The sequence below is a fragment of the Pedobacter lithocola genome (assembly GCF_042650845.1).
Classification (GTDB): Bacteria; Bacteroidota; Bacteroidia; order Sphingobacteriales; family Sphingobacteriaceae; genus Pedobacter; species Pedobacter lithocola.
In genome coordinates this window covers 968,953-993,252 of the sequence record NZ_JBHSBW010000007.1, presented here as the reverse complement: position 1 = coordinate 993,252, position 24,300 = coordinate 968,953, and the positions used below count along the sequence as shown (strand labels likewise).

The 24,300-nt window shown below is 32.3% G+C and carries 22 protein-coding genes and 1 tRNA gene; 10 read left to right on the top strand and 13 right to left on the bottom strand.

Annotated elements, in window-relative coordinates; all coding sequences use genetic code 11:
• A complete protein-coding gene (locus ACFOWA_RS06665; RefSeq protein WP_378983105.1) occupies nt 1-216 on the top strand; it encodes a hypothetical protein in 216 nt (71 codons plus the stop codon).
• Nucleotides 217-455: 239 nt separating this feature from the next.
• Here the strand turns inward: ACFOWA_RS06665 and ACFOWA_RS06660 are convergent, their stop codons facing one another.
• Both ACFOWA_RS06660 and ACFOWA_RS06655 read right to left on the bottom strand, forming a co-directional pair.
• Nucleotides 456-1,052, bottom strand: a complete 597-nt coding sequence (locus ACFOWA_RS06660; protein WP_378983102.1) for a P63C domain-containing protein — start codon at nt 1,050-1,052, stop codon at nt 456-458.
• A gap of 6 nt (nt 1,053-1,058) precedes the next feature.
• Nucleotides 1,059-2,294, bottom strand: coding sequence for an ImmA/IrrE family metallo-endopeptidase (locus tag ACFOWA_RS06655; protein ID WP_378958959.1), 1,236 nt, complete (start codon nt 2,292-2,294; stop codon nt 1,059-1,061).
• Nucleotides 2,295-2,788: 494 nt separating this feature from the next.
• Here ACFOWA_RS06655 and ACFOWA_RS06650 point away from each other — a divergent pair, with 494 nt between their 5' ends.
• The 3 genes from ACFOWA_RS06650 to ACFOWA_RS06640 all read left to right on the top strand — a co-directional run bounded on the left by ACFOWA_RS06650 (nt 2,789) and on the right by ACFOWA_RS06640 (nt 9,695).
• Complete coding sequence (locus ACFOWA_RS06650; RefSeq protein WP_378983100.1) at nt 2,789-5,905, top strand: Eco57I restriction-modification methylase domain-containing protein; 3,117 nt, start codon at nt 2,789-2,791, stop codon at nt 5,903-5,905.
• A 124-nt stretch (nt 5,906-6,029) separates the two neighbouring features.
• The gene (locus ACFOWA_RS06645; RefSeq protein WP_378983097.1) at nt 6,030-7,790 is read left to right on the top strand and encodes a DUF262 domain-containing protein; all 1,761 of its coding nucleotides are present in this window, start codon (nt 6,030-6,032) and stop codon (nt 7,788-7,790) included.
• Between the two features lie 15 nt (nt 7,791-7,805).
• The gene (locus ACFOWA_RS06640; protein WP_378983095.1) at nt 7,806-9,695 is read left to right on the top strand and encodes an SIR2 family protein; all 1,890 of its coding nucleotides are present in this window, start codon (nt 7,806-7,808) and stop codon (nt 9,693-9,695) included.
• A gap of 314 nt (nt 9,696-10,009) precedes the next feature.
• Here the strand turns inward: ACFOWA_RS06640 and ACFOWA_RS06635 are convergent.
• From ACFOWA_RS06635 to ACFOWA_RS06615, 5 genes are all read right to left on the bottom strand, one after another.
• Nucleotides 10,010-10,096: transfer RNA gene (locus ACFOWA_RS06635), tRNA-Ser, on the bottom strand.
• Between the two features lie 94 nt (nt 10,097-10,190).
• A complete protein-coding gene (locus ACFOWA_RS06630) occupies nt 10,191-11,180 on the bottom strand; it encodes a YihY/virulence factor BrkB family protein (protein WP_378983092.1) in 990 nt (329 codons plus the stop codon).
• 8 nt (nt 11,181-11,188) lie between these two features.
• Nucleotides 11,189-11,596, bottom strand: coding sequence for an acyl-CoA thioesterase (locus ACFOWA_RS06625; RefSeq protein WP_378983089.1), 408 nt, complete (start codon nt 11,594-11,596; stop codon nt 11,189-11,191).
• Nucleotides 11,596-12,651 (bottom strand): endolytic transglycosylase MltG, encoded by a 1,056-nt coding sequence (gene mltG, locus ACFOWA_RS06620; RefSeq protein ID WP_378983086.1) that lies wholly within the window; start codon nt 12,649-12,651, stop codon nt 11,596-11,598. The genes ACFOWA_RS06625 and mltG overlap by 1 nt, the downstream gene beginning before the upstream one ends.
• A gap of 17 nt (nt 12,652-12,668) precedes the next feature.
• A complete protein-coding gene (locus ACFOWA_RS06615) occupies nt 12,669-13,439 on the bottom strand; it encodes a PASTA domain-containing protein (protein WP_378983083.1) in 771 nt (256 codons plus the stop codon).
• Nucleotides 13,440-13,654: 215 nt separating this feature from the next.
• Between ACFOWA_RS06615 and ACFOWA_RS06610 the strand changes: the two genes are divergently transcribed.
• From ACFOWA_RS06610 to ACFOWA_RS06600, 3 genes are all read left to right on the top strand, one after another.
• Nucleotides 13,655-14,641, top strand: coding sequence for a D-alanine--D-alanine ligase (locus tag ACFOWA_RS06610; RefSeq protein ID WP_378983080.1), 987 nt, complete (start codon nt 13,655-13,657; stop codon nt 14,639-14,641).
• 20 nt (nt 14,642-14,661) lie between these two features.
• Nucleotides 14,662-15,243: a Crp/Fnr family transcriptional regulator gene (locus tag ACFOWA_RS06605; protein ID WP_378983077.1), complete on the top strand. Its 582-nt coding sequence runs from the start codon at nt 14,662-14,664 to the stop codon at nt 15,241-15,243.
• 114 nt (nt 15,244-15,357) lie between these two features.
• Nucleotides 15,358-15,756 carry a DUF983 domain-containing protein gene (locus tag ACFOWA_RS06600; RefSeq protein ID WP_378983074.1) on the top strand — a complete coding sequence of 133 codons (399 nt, stop codon included), beginning with the start codon at nt 15,358-15,360 and terminating at the stop codon, nt 15,754-15,756.
• Between the two features lie 136 nt (nt 15,757-15,892).
• On the opposite strand, the gene ACFOWA_RS06595 is transcribed toward ACFOWA_RS06600, so the two are convergent.
• The 6 genes from ACFOWA_RS06595 to ACFOWA_RS06570 all read right to left on the bottom strand — a co-directional run bounded on the left by ACFOWA_RS06595 (nt 15,893) and on the right by ACFOWA_RS06570 (nt 21,725).
• Complete coding sequence (locus ACFOWA_RS06595) at nt 15,893-16,417, bottom strand: hypothetical protein (protein ID WP_378983071.1); 525 nt, start codon at nt 16,415-16,417, stop codon at nt 15,893-15,895.
• Between the two features lie 106 nt (nt 16,418-16,523).
• A complete protein-coding gene (locus ACFOWA_RS06590) occupies nt 16,524-17,297 on the bottom strand; it encodes a copper homeostasis protein CutC (RefSeq protein WP_378983069.1) in 774 nt (257 codons plus the stop codon).
• Between the two features lie 164 nt (nt 17,298-17,461).
• A complete protein-coding gene (locus ACFOWA_RS06585; RefSeq protein ID WP_378983066.1) occupies nt 17,462-18,496 on the bottom strand; it encodes a N(4)-(beta-N-acetylglucosaminyl)-L-asparaginase in 1,035 nt (344 codons plus the stop codon).
• A gap of 63 nt (nt 18,497-18,559) precedes the next feature.
• Nucleotides 18,560-19,363, bottom strand: a complete 804-nt coding sequence (locus ACFOWA_RS06580; protein ID WP_378983065.1) for a nitrilase family protein — start codon at nt 19,361-19,363, stop codon at nt 18,560-18,562.
• A gap of 20 nt (nt 19,364-19,383) precedes the next feature.
• Nucleotides 19,384-20,529 (bottom strand): methionine aminotransferase, encoded by a 1,146-nt coding sequence (locus ACFOWA_RS06575; protein ID WP_378983062.1) that lies wholly within the window; start codon nt 20,527-20,529, stop codon nt 19,384-19,386.
• A 176-nt stretch (nt 20,530-20,705) separates the two neighbouring features.
• Complete coding sequence (locus tag ACFOWA_RS06570) at nt 20,706-21,725, bottom strand: LacI family DNA-binding transcriptional regulator (RefSeq protein ID WP_378983059.1); 1,020 nt, start codon at nt 21,723-21,725, stop codon at nt 20,706-20,708.
• A gap of 208 nt (nt 21,726-21,933) precedes the next feature.
• Here ACFOWA_RS06570 and ACFOWA_RS06565 point away from each other — a divergent pair, with 208 nt between their 5' ends.
• From ACFOWA_RS06565 to ACFOWA_RS06555, 3 genes are all read left to right on the top strand, one after another.
• Nucleotides 21,934-23,022, top strand: a complete 1,089-nt coding sequence (locus ACFOWA_RS06565; protein WP_378983057.1) for an MBL fold metallo-hydrolase — start codon at nt 21,934-21,936, stop codon at nt 23,020-23,022.
• Nucleotides 23,023-23,072: 50 nt separating this feature from the next.
• Nucleotides 23,073-23,432, top strand: a complete 360-nt coding sequence (locus tag ACFOWA_RS06560; protein ID WP_378983055.1) for a hypothetical protein — start codon at nt 23,073-23,075, stop codon at nt 23,430-23,432.
• A 63-nt stretch (nt 23,433-23,495) separates the two neighbouring features.
• Complete coding sequence (locus tag ACFOWA_RS06555) at nt 23,496-24,290, top strand: hypothetical protein (protein ID WP_378983052.1); 795 nt, start codon at nt 23,496-23,498, stop codon at nt 24,288-24,290.
• The last annotated feature ends 10 nt before the right edge of the window (nt 24,291-24,300 follow it).

Genomic DNA, 24,300 nt, shown 5'->3' with positions numbered 1-24,300 from the left:
ATGTCTGAAACGCTAAATATTAAGAATAATGGCTCAATAGTTTATATCTGCATAAGCGAATTGCCTTTGAATGAACAAGAGCCTTTTAAAAATTGGCTTTTGAAAGAGGGGCAAACACAACCAGTAATAGAAGAAGAGCCGATTAAATTTGATTGCGCCTATCCGTGGGATTATGAGCTTTGGAAATCAAATCCAAATGCTACTCATTTGCTGTAGATTATTTTTTTTCTTTTGCTGTAACTAGACGTCTTTTTTTTCTTTAAAATACGGTTTTGCTATATTTTCTATCAATTTTGCTATAAAAATATATCGTTCAATGTCTTTTAAGGATTTTGATTACTTAATATCTATATTGAGAATTAGATAACCGTAATTTGTTTTTTTAAAAAAAACTTGAGCGGATTAATTTTATATAATCGGCTCAAGTAATTTCGTTTTGCATATTGAATAATTTGTTAATTAAATAAATCCATTTGATATGGAACACCGTGTTGTTCAAACATTTTAACTCTAAATTCATACCAAGTAGTTGAGTTTTTCATCACTTCAACTGCTTCATCAATAAACTGTTCAAGTTTACTTTGTCCCGCTTCATTTAAATATTGAAAATGTTTAAATCTTCTAACGCCAGCAACTATATAAGGGTTTTGCAATTTTATTGCCATTAATATATCTTTTGTGAAACGCCCGTAAATTACTTCAACAGTATATTTTGCAACCAACCAAGGTTTCCTGTAAACATTTGCACCTTGAACTTTCCAGCCCTTTAATCGAAACATCTCTTTGTAATACACTTGAGGGAATGTAACTTGATGAGCCTTAGCTGTATGCAAAACAAAGTTTTTTATCGCGTCTAATGAGATTTGGCTTGCTCCAAGTATAGCTAATCTTTCAAATTCTTTTTCCTTGTTTTCTTTCGATGGACTTTGCTTAATTCTTAATTCTGGTCCATCTAATAGAAACTGGAATAGTTCTGCTCCTGCAACTGGAATGTTTTCAATCTGATGTTCGTCCTTGACGGCATCCTCTGGTTTGGGTTTGTGTTTTTTCATATTTTATTAATTATAAATTTTTAATTTAAGAGGCTTTACAAATTGGGAAATGGGTTTATAATTTCCCCAAGAATTTTCCAGTAGAGTTAGTATGTTAGTGATGTCTGGATTATACTTTTTTGCTCTTGGCCAAGCATATTTATCTTTATTATTTTTCCCAATGTTATAAGCGTGAAATACATATATGAAGCTTTTATGCACGTGATTCGCTTTTGCGAACGAATCCACGTAGCTGTCATCATTGATGTAAGCTTGAATGTGTTTCAGTTTTTCGTTTGAAAAAAGATATTCTCTAGCAAAATTATCCGCTTCCTGCTCTTTTTCTCTTACTGAAAGTTGTCTTTCGCTTTCATCTTCAGAAAAATGATATTGTCCAACTTTAATTTCATCCCAGTCAAAAATTACGTGATACAATTCGTGGAGTAGGGCAAACCAAATTGTTGGATAAAAACCCCTATAATCCGTTAATATAATGCAAGGTTTTCCATTAACGGGTATTGTAGCACCTCGTAAATGTATTGATGGAAGAGAAGCTTGCCAAACAACTGTAATGCCTAATTTAAACAAATCCTTTATTACATTAATTAATCCAAAATGTACATCAGTTGAATGCCATCTAATCTGCGAGAAATATTTAATAAGAGAGTTTCTGTTATATTCATACGAATTATTTAATGCCTTGATAGTTTTCTCAGCTTGCATTAACCATATTGACCTATTTTGTAAATTTTTAGGCTGAACTGCACCGGAGCTAAAAGCTACATCTACACTTGGGCTTTGATATTGAAAGATATCCTTTAGCTCAAAAAGCTCGCAAATATTTCGTTCAATTTCTTCAAAATCACTAATGCTTTTTATAAAGCCAACTTTTTTGAGCGTTGCTAAATCGAAGTTAGATTTTATGAATTCAATTTTGTCACTTGCTAATCTGTTCGTATCAGGAAAAGATTGCTCTAATGCCTCTAAATATAATTCGGCAACTTTTTGTTTTGAAATTTTAAGAAAACCAGCAAGTTTTAAAAGGATAAAAAAATCAACCCTTTTTTGAGAACCACTCAAAATTCCATTTAATGTTCTATATTCAATATCTATAATTTTTTGAGCATCTGTTCTGGTAATATCCAGTTCGTGAAGCCTTTTTTCAAACAGTGTGGTTAGCGTCGCTTTTTCGTTAACTTCTTGTGGTTTATACAAGTCGTTAAGTAATTGGTCTAAGCTAAAACTTTCGTTGTTTTCTGTCATTTATAAAATGTATTATTACAGATGCTAATATAGCAATAATATATATTTAAATGTCATTTGGGTTGAAAAAATGTATTAGTACATTTTTTTTTAATTAAACCTTAGCAAGAAGTTGATTTTTTAATTTCCAAAAAAATACGGTTTTGCTATATTATATGGTTTCCCGTAATTTAAATATGTGATTACTATCTATCTTAGTTCTAAAATTAAATAACTCAATTTATAAAAAGATGAATATTTAATCTGTCGGTCGGTATGTTATAATGGTTTTATGAAATTTACATTTATAGGAGAATAGAACCGTTACTTATGCCTGTATCGGTCGGCATGTTATAATGGTTTTTATAAATGAGCTTTAATTTACCATTAAACATCATTCTCTTAAAAACATTCGGTCGGTATACTATTACACTTTTAGATAAATTATCAACTTGTATTCATTTAATCTTTCTATTTTAGGAAATATTTAAATTAAAAATGTCTCATTGCCCTTTATGCCATTATTTCAAAAATCTGTAATTACCAAACATTTACAAAGTCAAGATAAATCTAAATTGCTTTTACAGTGGAGCATATTTAAAAATCATTTTCACAATCTATTTATTCAAGAGAATATTCGTAGCAGTAAAGAAGAACAATACCAAGGCGAGTTTCTAATTGATTTGTTTGTTAATGTTTTAGGCTATGTTAAAAACCCTACACCAAATTTTACCTTAACAACAGAATACAAAAATGTAAAGGACAGTAAGAAAGCCGATGGTGCAATATTAGTTGATGGTAAGGTAAAAGCTGTTATTGAGTTAAAAGGAACTAACACAACAGATTTAGGTAAAATAGAAGTACAAGCCTTTGGCTACAAGAACAACCAGCCCGATTGTGTATATGTAGTAACTTCTAATTTTGAAAAGCTACGATTTTACATAGATAACGCAACAGAATTTTTAGAGTTTAATCTATTTCAACTTACCGAAAAGGAATTTGAGTTACTCTATCTGTGTTTGGCTTATGATAGTATTTCAAATGATGTTCCTAAAAAAATTAAAGAACAATCTTTAAGTATAGAAAAAGACATTACCAAAGCATTATATAGTGATTACTCATTGTTTAAAAGGGAACTTCACCACGATTTAGTTAAACAAAACCCTGCTTTTGATGCTTTAGAACTATTTAAAAAATCACAAAAATTATTAGACAGGTTTTTATTTCTGTTCTTTGCAGAAGACCGCCAATTGTTGCCTCCCAATTCGGTACGGTTAATTTTAAATGACTGGCGAGATTTGCAAGAGCGTGATGAGAACGTTCCTCTATATAAAAGATTTAAAAAGTATTTTGAGTATCTCAATACTGGCTTTAAGGGTAAGCGATATGATGTATTTGCCTACAATGGTGGCTTGTTTAAACCTGATGAAGTTTTAGATACCATTACAATTGATGATGAATTATTATATAAACACACCCTAAAACTTTCTGAATATGATTTTGCGAGTGAAGTTGATGTAAACATTTTAGGGCATATTTTTGAAAATTCATTAAATGAACTAGAGGAAATAAAAGCACAGCTAGAGGGTGGAGTTATTGATAAATCCACCACTAAACGTAAAAAAGATGGCGTTTTTTACACCCCAAAATACATAACCAAATATATTGTAGATAATACCATTGGTAAACTGTGCACCGATAAAAAAACAGAATTTAACCTGATTGAGGAAGATTACACAAACGATAAAAAACGTACTAAAGCAACCAAACAACCACTTTTAGAAAAACTAAATAACTACCGAAATTGGTTACTGCAAATTACTATCTGCGACCCAGCCTGTGGAAGTGGAGCTTTTTTAAACCAAGCTTTAGACTTTTTAATTACCGAGCATAAATACATTGATGAATTGCAAGCCAAACTATTTGGCGATGCATTGGTTTTGAGCGATATTGAAAAAAGCATTTTAGAAAATAATCTATTCGGGGTTGATTTAAACGAAGAAAGCGTAGAGATTGCAAAGCTGTCTTTATGGTTACGCACTGCACAACCCAATCGAAAACTAAACGACCTAAACAACAATATTAAGTGTGGAAACTCATTGATAGATGATGTGGCCATTGCCGGCGATAAAGCATTTAATTGGCAGACGGCATTTCCTAAAATATTTGAAAATGATGGTTTTGATGTGATTATTGGAAATCCGCCTTATGTTAGGCAAGAGCTATTAGGGAATATTCAGAAGAAGTATTTTTCTGAAAATTATCCAAATGTATTCAATGGTACTGCTGACTTATACGTTTATTTTTATAGTCTATCATTAACAATATTAAAGCCAAAGGGAATATTAGGATTTATAACTCCAAATAAATGGATGGAAAGAAAATATGGTTTTGAATTAAGGAATTATTTGAAGTCATTTTATATTCTTCAAATTATTAATTATGGTGAACTAAAAATCTTCGAAGATGCTTCTACTGAACCTGAAATCACAATTATCGAAAACACTATCAATAATCAAGATATAAAATATTCTATTATTAAATCATTAATTGATGCTCAAAATTATGATTATAAGTTACAATCATATAAAAAGGAAAATTTGGAAGATGCAATTTGGAGGTTTACTGATAATGAGGTTAATAATATCCTTAGAAAATTTAACAGTTCAAATTATACTTTAAACGAGTATACAAATGGAGGAAACTATAGAGGTATATTAACGGGACTAAATGAGGCATTTATTATTGATGAAAATACAAGAAATAAAATAGTTAGTAATGATAATAAATCCATTTCAATTTTAAAAAAGATGGTCGAAGGGGACGACCTAAGAAAATGGAGTTTATTATATTCAGGTAGGTATTTAGTTGCAACGGAATACAGTTTAGATGTTCCAAATGAATATCCTGCAGTTTTTGACTATTTAAAGTCGTTTGAGGAGAAATTAATAAAACGTCAGGATAAAGGATTAAATTATTGGAATTTGAGAAGTTGTGACTATTATAATGAGTTGGAAAAACCTAAATTAATTTATTATCACACAGCAGTTAACCATAACTTTTATTATGATACAGAAAAATATTATATAAGTGCGAACTGTTACTTTATAGCCAATGCTGATAGATACTTGCAGTGTGTTTTAAATTCAAAACTATTTAATTGCGTTAAAAAATATTTATTTCCAGCTTTTGGTGATAGCGAAAATGGGGGTAGGGTTAGATTAGATGCTAATAAAATGGTTAAACTGCCTATCAAGATAATTTCAGAAGAAATCAAGTCAAAATTTACCAAGAAAGCTGAAGAAATAACTTTATTCAGTAACCAACTACAGGAGCAATCTCAAAAATTCCAAAGAACGTTACAAAGAAAATTTGCTTTTGAAGTTCTATCTAAGAAATTACAATATTGGTATTTGTTAAGTTATGCTGATTTTATTAAAGAATTAACCAAGCAAAAAGTTAAACTTTCGATAAGTCAAGAAGCGGACTGGGAAGATTATTTTAATACCGAAGCAAAGAAAGTTTTAGCCTTAAAATCTGAAATAGATGCTACCGATAAAGAAATAGATGCAATGGTTTATAAGCTTTATGATTTAACTGCAGATGAGATTAAAATTGTGGAGCAGAGTTGAGGTTTATTTAGAGCTATAATGTTGAGTTCCCAGGGATATATCATTGTCACATATTCTGGTTAAAACCACAACAGTAATCAATTAACAATAATATTCATATTAAATAAAAGATAATTTAAATCGAATGGAAGATATTTTTAAACCTAGTAGCTTAACAATTAAACAACTATTTGGAAATACAGATAGTCTATATCAAATTCCAAGATATCAAAGACCATATTCTTGGGGCGATGACCAATTGGAAAAGCTTTGGGATGATTTAATTGAGGCAAAAGAGAATGACCCTAATTATTTTTTAGGTTCTGTTATCACCGCTAAGCCTGAAGATAGCTCAAGCTATTTGGATATTGTTGATGGACAGCAAAGACTTACAACATTAACTATTTTACTTTGTGTATATAGAGATTTATTCCCTAACATAAACCAAAATATACTTGACCAAGACCCTTTCGCAGTTGATAATAAAGTTATAGATAGTTCGATAAAATTTAATGACCGCTTTGAGAGATTGAGGCTTAGAACACATTCTAATCATCAGAGTGATTTCGAAACTATTATTTTAAATAACGATACTACTACTACAAAGAAACCGACAAAAAAAGATTTAAGAAAAGAAGAACCAAAGTTTAAGTTTCAAAATACTTCAAATTTTTTTACGAATAAATTAAATGAAATCGGAGAAGAGGAGGCTGGAGTTTTAATAAACTATTTATTCAATAGTGTTAAAATTATACGAATTGATTGCCAGTCAGTAGCATTTGCTATAAAACTTTTTCAGGTTTTAAATGATAGAGGACTTGACTTGTCAAATTCGGATTTAATTAAAAGCTTTTTGATAGGGCAGATACAAAAAAAGTATGAAAATGACTTAGAATTAAAGAAACAGAAAGAAGACCAATTTATGGACGATTGGAAAGTTTGTGAAAATTATTCTAATGATACTGAAACTACATTAAATGATTTATTTGTAATGTATGAGTATTATTTGCTAGCACAAAATCCAAAGAAGTCTTTATATGATGAACTTGTAGAAGAACTTAGAGGGAAAGACCCTAATCAAGTTATCAAGGAAATAAGAGATTTTATAGGTAATTATAAAACAGAAATTTATGATAAAGATGATAAACTAACTTATTCATTTTTCTATATAACCTGGGGAATGTATTGGCGTTCCATTTTACTCACAGCATTAAAAGAAAAATATCCAGATTATTTAGAATTTTCTAAAATTTTCAGGCGCTATTATTACTTGAATTGGATAGCAGGCAATACTCTAACAAAGATTAAGCAAACTTCATTTAATCTCATTAAATGGCTTAAAGAGAAGAAGTCTCTTGAGTTTATAAAAAATGAACTTGAACAAAATTCTGCTGAAACTACACGAAGAGCAATTGAAAATTTGCAAGGAGATATATATAATGAAAAATGGTGTAAGCCTTTACTTTTTTTAATTGAATATCAGCAGACAGACGATAGTAACCTTAATTTTTTAGCAATGTGGGACCGAGACATTCAAGTAGAACATATTCTTCCACGTGCTTATAGCAACAATTTAGAATGGAGAAATAAATTTGAATTGAATGACGAAATAGAAGACTGGGTAAATTCTGGTGCTAATCTTACTCTTTTGAGCGGAACAAAAAATTTGCAAGCCAGTAATTATGGATTTGAGAGAAAATTAGGCGCTTATACTGGAAAAGGATTTTACTCAGAAGAAAATGAAGGCATAACAGCTTTTAGGATTACTCAAAAGATTGTGGACGATTACACCAAAAATAAATACAATAAAGAGTGGAATTTAGAAGCGTTACAAGACCGTTGGAATTGGTTCTGTGGTCAAATAGAAACTATTTTGGAAATAGACCTAACTGAAATAAAGCATTAAAATCAAGAAAATTCTATGGATATAGAAGACCTTTATGAATTGATAAGAAAAGATAATGTTTGTCTTTTTATTGGTGCGGGATTTTCATTATATGCAGGATATCCTTCTGGAGGAACATTGGCAAAAATCATTTTTAACTCATTAACGGAAGAGGAAAAGAATAAAGTTTATGAAAATAGTGGCTTAAGTAAATTAGCCCAGGATTTTATAACGCTTAAAAATGGAAGTAGAAATGAATTAATTGCTATCCTGAGAAAAGAATTTATTAAAAAACCAACAAATACTCACAACCACGATTTGTTGAGTAGAGTGTCTTTTTTTAGAACTATCATAACGACTAATTATGATACTTTAATTGAGGACAGTTATACAAGTCGAGCTGTTGTAATATCAAAGCCAATAGATGTTACTATTCCTCAGCACAATAAAGTTAAAATTTACAAATTACATGGCGATATTCATGATGATAAAAGTATAGTTATCACCGACAAAGATTATTCAAATTTATACGGTACAGATTACAGAAATCCTTTTTGGGCTTCGATAATTAGTGAATTGGCTTCGAAGCATATAGTTTTTTTAGGATATGGATATGAAGATTTAAATGTATGGTCTCTTTTTGAGAAAATCCTTGAACATACAAACGGAGAGGGAAAAAAAATGTTCTATGTTTCTCCATTTATCCCTGAATTGAAAGAGGCTTTCTTGAAACAAAATGACATTCATAGCTATAAAATTACCGCAGAAGAATTCTTAAATGGCTTACATGAAAATATCAAGGATAATTTAAAAAAGGATATTGAAGATAAATCTATTTCCATCAGTACAGGACAGGAAGTATTTGATGCCCATAATTTAAAAATAGGGCTGAATTTATCACCTGAAAAAAATTGGATAACATCTATTGAAAATGCTACTGGAGTAACACAGCAGGAAATTCAATTTCAAATTTCAGATAGGCGGGTAATCGAAAAATATAAAAGATTTACGAATGGTAAAGGAGGGCTAAACCTTACTTTTACAGGAAAAGATTTAGCGAGTTTCAAATATTCTATTGAGGGTTTCAGTTTTCTTAAGCTTGATACTTTAGCAAAGTTAACCGTGCAAACACCCGCAGTATTTTCTCAAACTTGTTCAATTCAATTCTTGCATAGTGATTTTGAAGTAGAGAACATTAGATATGATGTTTACAACTTAAAAAGCAATAGGTTACTTGTTAAGACAACTATTGATACTTTCCGAATAGAGATAAATATTGATATAAGCAAACAACCAAAGTTTACTTTTAAGGTTAAAATTTTCGAACCTAACAAATTGATTTCAATTAATTCAGCTATTAAAGTCTATTTGCTGGCTCATTTTATTTTTAGTGGTAAGTCCTTTAATTTGCATTTCCAAAACAATAAAAGCTTACTTAACAAATCATTAGATGCCAAAAATAACTTTACACCGAGTTATCTTGAAAAATTAAGGTTTTTTGAAGCTCTTAAGCAGATAGAAAAACATTTTAATGTGAAATTCAAGGATGTTAAAATTGCTGATTTACAGAAGTCTGCTTTGCCAGTTAATCATTTGTTAAAATTAATTAATCAAAAGCGTGTAGTTGTAGATAATAAGGATGGAGTAATTATTGACGCTCAAAACAACAACATTGAAGTTGTAAGAGCATTAAAAAAAACATTGAAAAATAAAGTAGGGGTTGTAGTATTCCATAAAGGCAGAGAAATCATTCATCTTTTAGGTTTAGATTTTGATTTAGGAGATACTCAAATTTTGATTTTCGAGCCATACTCTTCTGAAGAAACTGATACATCAATATTGGTAAAAAGTAAAAGTAATACTATTACAATGATGTATGAGAAGTTTGGTTTTCAAGATGATGGCAATCTGATAGCAATTTGGTAATTAATTTTCCGAATGTGTTCTTTAATTTAAAATTAATAATCATTCGTATATTATACTATCGTGTCATCATTGGATTTAAATCTTTCCACACAACCCATCTTTTAAGCACTCTAATCAATTATTAATAATAATATGAGTAATTGTGTTTAAACTCCGAATAAAATCTATTATCCGCTCATTTCGACAGCAGATGAAAACTTGTATGCTATATTAATTTTCTACTTCAAGATTAATTTTTAGCCCCACAATTAGCCCCACAGGGCAAAGAAAAAGCCCTAACTAATTGATTAACAATTAATTAGGGCTATAATCAGCGGAGAGTGGGGGATTCGAACCCGCGGACCCTTTAACAAGTCAACAGTTTTCAAGACTGCCGCAATCGACCACTCTGCCAACTCTCCGCGACAAAAGTACAAATCCCATTTAAATCTGCAAATAGTGATTGCGTTTTTTTTCTAAAAAGTTGATAATTGCTTAACACAGAGAGAGAAAAATTTACTTCTTAGTAATATTATCTTCAATTGGAGCTGTTTTTTTGAACAAATTGAAGGTCGGGCGAAGGATTTTTACGCTCCTTTTGCTTACATCAACGCTTGCATTTAGCTCAAAACCGATTAATAAGATTAAAGAATTTAGATAGAGCCATATCATTACCACGATCAATGTCCCGATTGAGCCGTAAACTTTATTGTAAGAACCGAAGTTATTTATGTAAAATGAGAAACCCCAAATGGTTAAAAATGCCAAAATAGTGGCAAGCCATGAACCCGCACTAAAAAGTTTCCACTTTTTTGCATGCGATGGACCGTAACGATATAAAATCGAAATCGTGATAAAATACAATACCGTTAAGAGCGTCCATCTGGTAAGCTGTATAGCATAAACTGCAAGGCTATCTTTTATGTGTAATTCTGTTTTAATATAGTTTAAAAGTAATTCTCCAATAGCCATAGCGCTAATGCATAATATAACCGAGAAGAATATCGTCATCGTTAATACCAACGCAATTAAACGTTGCTTTAACCAGCTTCTGGTTTCGATGATTAGTGAAGCTTTATTGAAAGCCTTCATTAAATTTTTTACGCCATTTGTGGCAAAAAATATTGCCGATAAAAAACCAAAGGAAAGTAATCCCTTATTTTGATTTTTAACGATGTCTTTTAAAGTCACTTCAAACGCGTCGAAAGCATTATGGGGTAGTATTAGTTCGATTAGACTTAATAGCTTATCCTGAAAGCCTGATATCGGTATAAATGGTATTAGTGTGAATAAGAAAATTATGCTTGGGAATATGGCAAGCATAAAGCTATACGCCAGGGAAGAGGATTTGTTAACTAACGATTCTTTACCAATTTCTTTAAAGAAGAATGTTGCGACAGTGTAAAGTGGCAGCGGACTAAATCCAGGCAATACGCAACCCTTAGACCATTCGATAAAATTAGAATAGAATTTAAGATGTAATAATTGCCTGTGTAACCATTCCATTATAAGTGTTAATTAAAAAATGCCGATATTTTTTTCATAAAATTTTCGGGAGGATTTGTTGGTTTACCTTTCTTCATATCAACAAACACAAGTGTTGTTGCGCCAAGGTTAATAAGTTCGTCTTTTTCGTTGTACAATTCATATTCAAAATAAATACGAACCCCTGGCAATACATTAACAATAGTTTTAACGGTAATTTCCTGGTCGTAATGCGCTGGTTTTATGTATTTACATTTTAGTTCTAAAACCGGCATCATAATGCCTTCTGCTTCCATAGAACTATAACTCATACCTAAACTACGCAACATCTCTACACGACCAACCTCATAATACTGTGCATAATTACCATAATACATGTAACCCATTTGGTCGGTTTCACCATATCTAACCCTAATTTTAGTTGTGTGGCTGTACATTATTTAAAAATGTTTCTTTTATTTAAAGCCTCACGATATTTTTTCGCATTAATTTCATGCTGTGCTTTTGTTACCGCAAAATTGTGGTAACCAGAAAAATCTTCTTTTGCACACATATAGATATAATCGTTTTGATCACGATTTAACACCGCATCGATTGCGTTTATGCTCGGCATCATAATAGGGCCAGGAGGCAATCCAGCGTATTTATATGTATTGTATAATGATTGTACCTGCAAAAGTTTATTGGTTACACGTTTTACCGTAAAATCATTGTTAGCAAATATAACAGTTGGGTCTGCCTGTAATAAAACACCTTTATTCAATCTGTTTAAATATAAACCAGCTATAATAGGCATTTCTTTATCATATAATGCTTCGGCATCTACTATAGAAGCTAAGGTGTAAACCTGTGCAGGTGTTAGATTTAAACTTGCAGCTTTTTGTTTACGTTCAGCAGTCCAAAACTTATCATATTCTTTATGCATGCGCTCAAAAAATTCTATCGGCGAAACATTCCAGTACATTTCATAAGTATTTGGAATAAACATAGCATAAACATTATCCTGATTGAAACCATATTTTGATATCAGTGGCGTAGAATCCAATACGTTTATGAAACTTAAAGAATCTGCTTCTAAGTTGCTAGCCAAATAAGCTGCAAAGTTTTCCTTTTTGCGGATGTTTTGAAATTTCAGTTTTACAGGTTCTTGGTTACCTGCCTTTATCAAATTAATCAGCGTTCGGTTTGTCATTCCTTTTCTTAAACGATAACGACCAGGTTTTACATTGCCCGTCAGTTTCATTTTTTCTGCAGCAGTTGCGAACGATGAGACACTTTTAACAATATCTTTCGTTTTCAAATTTTCTACCAATGCATTGTAATCAGAATTGGTTTTTATGTATAAGTATTTTTGATTATCCGTAACGTTTGGTGCGAAATATACTTTGTACAAATTTCCTGCAAAGTATCCCCCAATTAGAATAACTACAGCGGCTATAATTAATGCTGCTTTCTTGCCGCCACTCATTTTATTTTTTTCTACTTCAGTCATTATGGTTTGATGCGAATTTATAATTGCTTGTTAGATAGCGTGATATTTATTTTTGTGCCGATGGTAACTTTAGTTATTGAATCGGCTGGCATTGGGTCTTGCTTGGTGATTAATGCATTTGCACTATCTGTAATGGTTCCTTCGTACAAAATATCGCCTAAAGTAAGTGCAGAACCTTTTAAACTAAATTTAGCTTCATCAATGGTTAAGCCAAGTAGTTGAGGAATATCAACATCCTGGTTACCACGACCATCACCTAAAACTAAATTAATTCTTGAGCCAACAGGAATGGTTTCACCAGCCTGTATCTGCTGACCACCAAAGGTTGCTTCTAGAACAACATCACGACTAACATCTGCTTTGTAAGTGGTATCTCCAAGCTTTAACCTCGAACTTTCTATAATTGCTTGTGCTTCTCTTAAAGTTTTAAATGCAATATCAGGGAACTTGGTATTTGGAATGTTTCCGGCGTTTATTGTTAAGTAAATTGTTCTGTTATCTTTAACAAATGTATTTGGGTCAGGGTCTTGATCGATAACTATCCCCGCAGGTTGGTCCAAAATAAACACAGAATCTACCTCGTATTTAAGCCCGGCTTCTTCTAATTTTACAACTGCATCTGTAAAAGAAAGTCCTTTTACCATTGGTACGTTTAACCCTTGGCCATGTTTGGTGTAAAATCTTAAACTAAAAAAGGCAATAAGTAGTAGTACAAAAACGGTTAAAACGGCTGCTATTATGGTCTTTCTAAAAGAACTGGTTTTTAAATAATCTATAAATTTAGACATGAAACTTAAATTCTGGGGTTAATGCTATAAACTCAAATGTAGTTATTTTCATTATCGAATAAGCGATTGTTGAATTATTGAATGCACAGCATTTAGCAAATACAATACCATCAAATGTTATTTCTCCAATTCAAAATTAATTATTGCTCAAAGATATTTATATTTTTGAAGATATATTTACATCAATTTCTATTTATAAATAAGGATTTTTTAACATGAAAAAAACGATAGCATTGCTAACAGGCGGTACCACAGGCGAATGGGTTGTTTCGGTAAAAAGCGCAGCTACTATTGCTCAAAATATTGATACCAACTTATATGATGTTTATAAAATTATGCTAAATGATAATGGTTGGTTTTACGAACCAGCCGATTCTTTTAAAATAGAAATAGACAAAAACGATTTTTCCTTAAATTTTGAAGGCCGAAAAATTAAATTTGACGGTGTATTCATTGCTATTCATGGTTCGCCAGGTGAAGACGGGAAATTGCAAGGATATTTTGATATGCTTCACATTCCGTACACCACTTGTGATGCCTTAACATCATCAATAACAATGAATAAGGGTTATACAAAAGCCATTGTAGAAGGAATTGATAATTTATACACCGCTATATCCATTCAAATTTTTAAAAATGGAAATTACGATTTAAAGCAAATTAAACAAGATTTACGGTTGCCATATTTTGTAAAACCCAATAGTGGCGGAAGCAGCATTGGCATGAGTAAAGTAAAACACGCTGATGATTTGGACAGCGCTTTAGAAAAGGCATTTAAGGAAGATACACAAGTATTGATTGAAGAGTTTGTTAGTGGAAGAGAATTTTCTATTGGCGTATTTAAAGCGAAAGGAGAAATTACAGTTTTACCAACTACTGAGGTTATTCCCGCAAACGAATTTTTTGATTACGAAGCAAAATACACCCCGGGTGCAACACAGGAAATTACGCCTGGTGATATGACTGAGGAAGAATTTAATCGAGTTCATCAAATTATAAAAGATGTTTACAATAAATTAAATTGTAGGGGAGTAGTGCGGATAGATTATTTCTTAGAGCATGAAACAGGTAAGTTTTATTTTATTGAAATTAATACTATCCCTGGTCAAACCGCTACAAGCTTTATACCACAGCAAGTGGCTGCAATGGGCTTATCTTTAAAGGAATTTTATACAGGCTTAATGAAGGAAACTTTGGGTTAAATTTATTTTTTTATAACCAAATGTATATCGAGCAATTAATTGATAAAGGATATCCAATAAAAAGGATTCTTAAAGATTCGATTATTTACGAACCAGGCATGCAACCACGCTTTGTATACTTCATTAAAAGTGGTGAAATAAGGATGGTTACAGTTAGCGAAGAAGGAAAAGAATTTATTCAAGGAGTTTTTAAAAGCGGGCAGTATTTTGGTGAGCCTGCATTATTGGTAAACAGACCTTATTTGGCATTTACAATTGCCACCAAAAATTCTGAATTAATAGCTTTAGGCAAAGATGATTTTTTTGAACTTTTAAAACGTGATGCTGATTTTAGCATGGATTTAATTAAGGTTTTAAGCAATAGGCTTTTTTATAAATCGATGATGCTGGAAGAATTGGCAAACGAAAAGGCAGAACACAGGCTGGAAACTATAATTAATTATTTATTTGCCGATTTAGCAAGTGGCGAAAGCTTAAAAGTTACGCGACAAGATTTAGCTGATATGACCGGCTTACGTGTTGAAACCGTTATAAGAGGCGTTAAATTATTGGCTGATAAAGGTTTAATTTTGCTTAGTAAGGGTAAAATCATAAAAAAATAATCTTAAATAAATGTTATAACTTTTGGCATTATCTACTGTTCATAAATATGATACAGATCATAATTATTCAACTTCATAAGGATTAGCTTTGCATCAATAAAAAAAAGATAGATTATGGCAGAGTTATCAAAATTTCAAGCGGTTATTCAATGTAAATGCCCACGTTGCCGCAAAGGAGATATATTTTCAGGAAATGCTTATGCTTTTAAACTGCAAAAAACGAATATAAATTGTCCGGTGTGTAACTTAAAATTTGAAAGGGAGCCTGGATTTTTTTATGTTTCGATGTTTGTGAGTTACGCTATGAATGTTGCTGAAATTATAACCATTGGCGTGGCTTCATACATTTTAGGTTTAGAGCTTGTATATGAAAATTTGTGGTATTATGTTGGTTTAATTCTTTTTGGTGTGTTGCTGCTATCACCTATAAATTATCGATATTCTAGAGTAATTCTTCTGCACTGGTTAACACCAGGTTTAGGTTACGTTATTGGTAGTGGAGATAAAAAATGAAAGAGGCTGTATCGTAAATGAATTTATCTCCGAAACACTACATGATGAACTTATCTAAACGCCTCAACAGGCAGTTTATGCATGTCCTTATACAGGATCAGGATGACACTTCGTTTTTATGATACAGCCTTAAATATTATTTCTTCATTGGATGTTGTACATATTCAGATAAACGTAAAACTTTTCCATCTTTTAATTTGATATCATTGAATAGTTTCACGGTGTCAGATTTTCCATCTTTAGTTGTAGAAATTTGACTGTACCACAAACTTACCCATTCTTCTGTTTTATCTTTATTGATTACAGATTCGGCATCTTCCATAGTAACTTTAAAACCGCTCATTTTTGCAAATTCGCCTTGTATTTGTTTTAAAAATTCCGGTTTTGTTCCCTTAAATTGATAGCCATCCAGATCAAACATTACGCTATCTGCCAAAACTTTTCCCATGCCGGCTGTATCTAAATTTTCTAAAGTTTTAATTAAAGTCATGGCCGTAACCATATTATTGGGATCGGTATTCATTGCCCAATTTTGAGCCTTTTTGAGCTGATAAGGGTATTTTGTTGTATCTGAAGTTGCAGCATCAGTTGTTTTAGCCTCCTTACTTTGGCAAGCTGCAAAAAATAAGGCAATAGATAATAGGAACGAGAGTTTTTTCATAACATTTAGTTTTTAGGTGATTTAGTTAATTAAATATACTTAATTATCTGAAAACTAAACGATTGAATTATTTTTTTATTTAAGTTCGATCTGAATATACAGTTTTTTAATTTTCATTTATTAGCTTAACTAAATCTTTTACCTTATCTACAGAAGTTACTTCATATTGATATTCATCTTCAATACTTCCCATTTTGGTTTGTGTATTTCTGTATATCATTTTGCTACTTACAAAGCTTTTAGCTGATGCATGAAATTCAGTTGCCTCAGTTTTATGCATCAGTTCTTTAATATTATCTTTATTTATTCCTGCACCTGGCATAATAGATATTCTTCCTTTTGCTTTTTCAATTAATTTTGCCAGAGTATCTGCTCCCTCAATTGCAGAGTTTGCACCACCTGATGAAAGTATGCGTACAATTCCTAAATCGATTAAATCTTCTAAAGCTTTATCCATGTTATTACTCATGTCAAAGGCCCTATGAAAAGCCACCGGTAATGGCTTAGCTAGTTCAAACAATGCTTTACATCTAGTCTTATCTATACTTCCATCTGCTGTAAGTATTCCAATAACAATTCCATCACAATTTAATGATTTACAGATTTTTATATCCTCTATCATCAAGTTAAATTCAAGGTCGGAATATAAAAAATCGCCGCCTCTCGGACGAATAATGGGCCAAATTTCTATACTGAGGTTCTTCTTAGCCAAAGCAATTTGTCCGTAACTGGGCGTGGTTCCGCCTTCGGCTAAATTATCACAAAATTCTACTCTTTTAGCACCACCAATTTGTGCTGCCAAAGCAGATTCGTAGCCATTTGCACATACTTCTAATAATCCCTCAACCCTCAAAGAAGGCTTTGAATTTGCTATGTTCATGCTATTTTTTAAAATTACAGTAATTTACTTTTGGTGCAGTTAGAGATTAAATACAATGACTTAAACAAATATTTAGTCACCTATTTAACAGAAACCTTTGCCCTTCGTATAAAATATTTTTAATATCAATTATTCTGTTTGCCTCTTCTTTGGTTATAGGAGGATTAATAATAACTCTTCCCTTTGATTAGCAAATCTTGTTTCTCAGCATTACAAACTGCATAACTAAATCCTTGCTGAATGGCATAAGCACCATATTCACCTTTTTTATTGATAGCTAAGAAACCAACCTGAATATTCTTGGCTGTTTCGGGTTTCTTCTTAATGATACGCATAACAGCTTCTTTACAAGCAGCTTCTGGTGTATAACCTTGTCGCATTAGTTCAACTACCAAAAATGAGCCAACATTGCGAACAACTTCTTCGCCAACACCTGTGGAAGTAGCTCCACCAACCTCATTATCAACAAATAAACCAGCACCAATTATCGGACTATCACCAATTCTACCATGTAATTTATAGGCCATTCCGCTTGTTGTACACGCTCCAGAAATATTCCCTTTCGCATCAATAGCTAACATGCCAATCGTATCGTGGTTGTATTGATTTCCAGGTAGTTTTTGAGGTGCAGCTTTATCATAAAGCTTATTCTCAATATTCATTACAGGTTCGTATTTTGCAATCTTAAGCCATTCTTTCCAAGCCTTTTCGCTCGATGGTGTAAGTAGATTTTCTTTTTTAAAGCCTTGTTCTAAAGCGAATTGTAGTGCACCATCTCCAGCAAGCATTACGTGTGGTGTTTTCTCCATTACCTTACGTGCAACAGAAATAGGATGTTTTATATGCTCTAATGCTAAAACGGCTCCACAGTTGCCAAGTTCATCCATAATACAGGCATCTAAAGTAACTTTTCCATCTCTATCTGGTAAACCTCCATAACCTACCGATTGATTTTTTTCATCGGCTTCTGGTACCCAAACACCTTGTTCAACTGCATCTAAAGCTTTTCCTCCTTTTGAAAGCACTTTCCAAGCATCAGCATTTGCGGCAATACCAAAATCCCAGGTGGAAATTACGATGGGCAAATTGGCTGGTTTGTTTGATTGGGATGGCAAGGCATCAGCCATGCTGGTTTTATCAAGTGCTAATAAGCCAGCAGAAAGGGTAGAGACTTTTATAAATTTACGACGGTTAAACATCTGTTTGGTAATGATTTTTTAGGTTAATATTTTAAGAACTGCTAATTGTTATTTATCTCTTGATTATTCTATTTGGAATTTATCTGCATCTTTTAAAAACGGAAATTGGCGTCTTATCTTCACCAGTTCTTCGTAATTTATTGTAACGGTGTACATATCCTCATCTTCGGGTTTGTAATAAACTGTACTTCCATAAGGGTCTATAACCATAGAATGACCACCATGATAAACCTGATTTCCATCATGCCCAACGCGATTTACCGCAATTACATAGCTTTGGTTTTCTATTGCTCTGGCAGGAATTAAGGCTCTCCAGTGTGCTGAACGTTTATCAGGCCAACTTGCTACAATTAATAAAATATCATATTCTTCGTTAACATTACGCAACCAAACCGGAAAGCGCAAATCATAACAAACTGCAAGTCTAATTTTCCAACCCTTCAATTCTACAATAAGTTTATCACTCCCCGAGGTAAAATTTTTGTCTTCATCACCTAAACCAAATAAATGGCGTTTATCGTAATATTTATGGTCGCCGTTTTGTTCCATCCACACCAAACGATTATAATAATTCCCGTTTTCTTTTATTATTAAACTACCAGTTACAATGCAATTATATTGATGAGCCATTTTTTGCATCCACTGCATGGTTTTGCCACCCATTTCTTCGGCCAATGTTTCCGAATTCATACTAAAGCCGCTATTAAACATCTCAGGCAAAACTATAATATCCGTTTTTTCTCTAACACCCATAGATAGTCTCAGGGCTAAATTCAGAAGATTTTTTTCAATGTTTTCCCAAAAAAGATACGCCTGAAAAATCGTTACTTTCAGGTTTTCTATTTGTGTGTAAATAGGTGTTTCCATATGTTTAGGTTTGGGGATGATTAAACATTTCTTAATTTTTCTGCTGCCAATGCAAGTGTTGAATTTTCTTTGGCGAAACAAAGTCTAATAATTTTATGGTCGTTTGCCTTTTGGTAGAATGCCGAAACAGGAATAGTGGCAACGCCAAATTCTTTTATCAGCCTGATGCTGAAATCTACATCCTTTTCATCACTTATTTTACTGTAGCTAGCACATTGAAAATAGGAACCATTACATGGTAGCAACTCAAATCTTGTATCAGCTAAAAGCCCTCTAAAGTAATTGCGCTTCGTTTCAAAGAAATTAGTTATACCTATATAATTATCAGTATTTTTAATGTATTCGGCAATTGCTTGTTGCATCGGACTATTAACGCTAAAAACGTTAAATTGGTGTACTTTTCTAAACTCTTTTGTGAGTTGCTCTGGAGCAAGGCAATAACCCAACTTCCAACCAGTAGCGTGCAAAAGCTTTCCAAAAGATGCTACGATAAAGCTTCTTTCTTTTAATTCTGGATAAAGCATAACACTTCTATGCTGTTGCTCATCGTAAATTAAATGTTCGTAAACCTCATCACTTAAAATTAAAATGTCTGTTCCATTAATTAATTTAATCAGCGATTTCATGTCATCGTCTGACAGAATGCTTCCAGTTGGATTTTGAGGAGAATTCAAGATTATCATCCTAGTACTAGAAGTGAATAGCTTTTTAACCATGTCCCAATCAATGCTATAATTAGGTGGTGCAAGCTGGTAGGTTTTAACCAAACCGCCAAAGAGTTTTATAGTTGGTGCATAACAATCATAAGCAGGCTCAAAAATTATAACCTCATCACCAGGATTAATTATAGCAGCCAAAGCGGTAAAAATTGCCTGGGTTCCACCGGTGGTTACGGTAATTTCTGTATCAGGATTGTATTTTATGTTATAACATTTTTCTACTTTTTCGGCAATTGTTTCTTTCAAAAGAGTGTTGCCGGGCATTGGTGCATATTGATTAAAGCCATCTTTCATGGCTTTATTTACCAATTCTGTAAGTTTTGGGTCGCTTGGATAATCTGGAAAACCTTGCGATAAATTAATGGCATTGTATTCAGCTGCAAGCTTAGACATTACTGAGAATATAGTAGTGCTTACACCTGGAAGTTTCGATTGTATATTTAACATGTTATAAGCGAAAATAGCAAAAAAAGCTCGAAAGATTTTATTCAAAGATTTAAGTGCCTATTGCTGAGCTTTATCGGATTATAGAATGTTTAGTGTAAATTATTCAATGAGCTTCACTAATAGCACTCTTTTATATTTAACAGTAGCGTTGAAATAAAAGGTTTTGGTTAAAGCTATCAGTCTGTTTTGCCCTCGTTAATTATCAAATCAGATTCTACAAGGGTATTATAAAATGCCTGATTTTCTGATTGAGGACTGTTAATTAAATCCATTAAAATATTTGCGGCTTTTTGTCCTTGTATATAAGGATATTGCTCTACTGAAGCTATAGGTGAATAATCCAAATAATCCATAATGGGAAGATTAGCATAACTCACCACATCAATTTCATCAGCTATTTTTAATTTCTTTAAATATTTTATCAAGAATAAAGCGATATAATCATTAAATGCAACAATTGCCGAAGGCTTTCTGCGGTGGTTAATTAACTGATTTGCTGCATCAATGGTAGCTTCTTCACTTAAATCGCAATTGATAACTAGAGTTGGGTCAAACTTTAACCGATTAAAGTTTATGGCTTGCATATAACCATCTTTTCGTTCTCCGCTTGCAAATAAAGTTGTTGGTCCGTTAATCATTCCAATGGTACGATGTCCTTTTTTCAAAAGAAAATTAACAGCTTTAATGGTAGCATTTTCCAAAGAACAGGCAACGTAATGAACATTTTTAAACGGTGGTATTCTATCAAAGAAAACGACCGGAATATTAAATGCCTTTAATTTTTCGAAATGGTCGAAATTAGAAGTGTCTTTACTTATCGATACCAGTAAACCATCAACTCTTTGGTTTTTCATTTTATCAACCAGGCGAACTTCTTTATCAAAATCATCGTGAGATTGAGCGAAAATAACGGTGTAGTTTTTTTTCAAAACCTCATCTTCAATAGCAGAAATTGCAGTTGAGAAAAAGTTTTCGGTTAATTCCGGAAGTATTACGCCAATGGTATAAGTTTTACCTTTTTGAAATAGAATGGCAGCATTATTTGGCTCATAATTCAAAGACTTGGCCAACTGTTTAATCTTCTCACGCGTTACCGCACCAATACTTGGATGATCATGCAAACCTCTTGATACGCTAGATGGCGATAAATTCAAAATTTTGGCTATTTCCTTTATGGTTGTCGGCTTCGATTGCATTTATTGGTTTATACGGTAAAGGTTCGTTATTGTAATTATACGAAATTTATCAACTTTAGTCATGAATTTTTAATGCATTTACGCATTTTCAGTTCTTAATAACCCATAGTTCGAAAATTCCTCTGAAAATATTTTACTTATTCCAAACTTTTCACCGTTTTTTAAAGCAAAAATTCGACTTACTTTAGCCAAAAAAATAATCTAAAAAATGGCTTTGTACATTATAATATTCCTGTTAGTATTTACTGTATTTGTAATGAATATGCCTGTTTTCGGAAGCTTACCGAAAGGAGAGCGGTTAAAAAAACTCTATCAGCTATCAATTTATAGAGATGGCGCTTTGCAAAATAATTCTTTTACACCTATGCAGCCAGAAGGTGTGAGCCTTCTTACAATTATTAATAAATATTTCTTTGGAAAACATCCTAATAAAATTCCTAATAAAGAATTAACATTTACTAAACCTGATTTAAATTCAAAGCCAAAAAATAGTGAACCAGAAATTATATGGTTTGGACATTCATCTTATCTTATAAAAATAAATGAAAAACGAATTTTAGTCGATCTAATTTTTAGCACCACACCTTCACCATTTTCATTTATTGGAAGTAAAGCGTTTCCGGGTACAAACTTTGTTAAAGCCGAAGAATTTTTAAATATTGATGTTTTGGTTATTACTCATGATCATTACGACCATCTTGATTACCAAACGATTCTGAAAATTGCACCCCAAGTTAAAAGTGTAGTTACCTCTTTAGGTGTTGGTGCTCATTTAGAAAAATGGGGTATTGAAGCAAATAAAATTCATGAGCTTTGCTGGGAGCAATCTGTATCGTTGTATAATGATTTAAAACTAACTGCAGTTTCAGCTCGTCATTTTACTGGACGTAAGTTTAAAAGAAACCAAACGTTATGGTCGGCATTTGTGTTGGATTTGCCAAACTATCGGTTGTTTTTAGGAGGAGATTCTGGCTACGATACGCATTTTAAACAAATCGGCGAGAAATACGGGCCTTTTGACATTGCTCTTCTAGAATGCGGGCAATACAATGAACTTTGGCCATACATACACATGTATCCGGAGCAGACAGTTCAGGCTGCAATTGATTTAAATACTAAAGTTTTAATGCCTGTTCATTGGGGTAAATTTTCATTATCTATGCATCCATGGAATGAGCCAATAGAGCGAGCAACAGCTGAAGCCGAAAAGAAAAATCTGCGAATTACTACTCCAAAATTGGGTGAAACCGTTAGTTTGAATGAAAATCTTCCGGTACAAAAATGGTGGTTAGATTAATATAATAAACAAAAGTAAAGTACAAATGTTAATCTCACTAAACCTTATATATGAAAACTGACCTTGTAGAAATCTTCCAAACCATTAGAGCAAGTTTACAACCTTATGCTGCCAGAGGTTACTCTGTTAAAGAAAATTCGGAAACAAATTATGTTCTGGTAAGTGAAAAAAATGTAATCGAAAATGATGGTAAAACTACTGAACGCTTTTTCGTCGGGATTTTTATAAATGCTGATAATGTTGATGTTCAATTAAATACAAGTGAATTTGAACCATCGCATCATTTAACCGAGTTTGGTGACGAAAAGAAAGGTTTTTCCCTTTCCATGCTTGATGAAGACACATTGAAGGAAGTTGAAACTTTTATAGAGATTATCCATATACATTTTAAAGAAAAAGTCTGGGTATAGATTTTATCAACCTTAAAAAGTTAAATTTGCGATATAAAAATTAAATTTTTTAAAGCAAACTTTTTGAACAATTCTAAGTCGGATTTTATACTAACAAGCAATGAATGGCAAAGCGACTTTCTGCTCGCTTTGCATTCGAATAACATCCTTACCAGTTCAGTAGAAAATAATTTCCTGTCATTTAATCAGAATAACTTTATCATCCATCTGATAAATATCAAAAATGATTTTCTACCTGAAGATTTAATCGATATTCAAAACCAACATCATAAGCATAATATTAAGCTGATTCATCTTTGGGAAGATGTTTGGTTGACAAAACCCGAACAAGTCATCTACAGAATAAAGTCTTTGATGGGTTTAAATGTTCGTATTCACGGCAGAAAAACAGAAATAAAAAAGTTAGATAAACCACAAGCAGATAGATTTCTAAACGATTTTCATCTTCAAGGTGCGGTAAGTTCGAGATATAAATTCGGACTTTACTATACCAATGAACTTTTTGCCGTTGCAACGTTTTCTGCCCTTCGAAAAATGAACCATACCGATAATTATAAATCCATCGAATTAATTCGCTTTGCGACTAGAGGTGGTTTTTCTATTTCAGGTGGTTTGAGCAAACTATTAAAATATGTAAAAATTATACTTGAATCAAATGATATAATGACTTATGCCGATAGAGATTGGTCGGCTGGGGATAGTTATTTAAAAATTGGATTTAAGCAAGTTGGGATTTTAGAACCGCAATATTTTAACTTGGATGAAAATAGAAATAGGCAATTGCAGAAAAATGAACTGGTCGCAAATGGTTTAAATGCGTTTAATACAGGAAGCATCAAATTCATTTTAAAGTTTTAATAATTCCTTC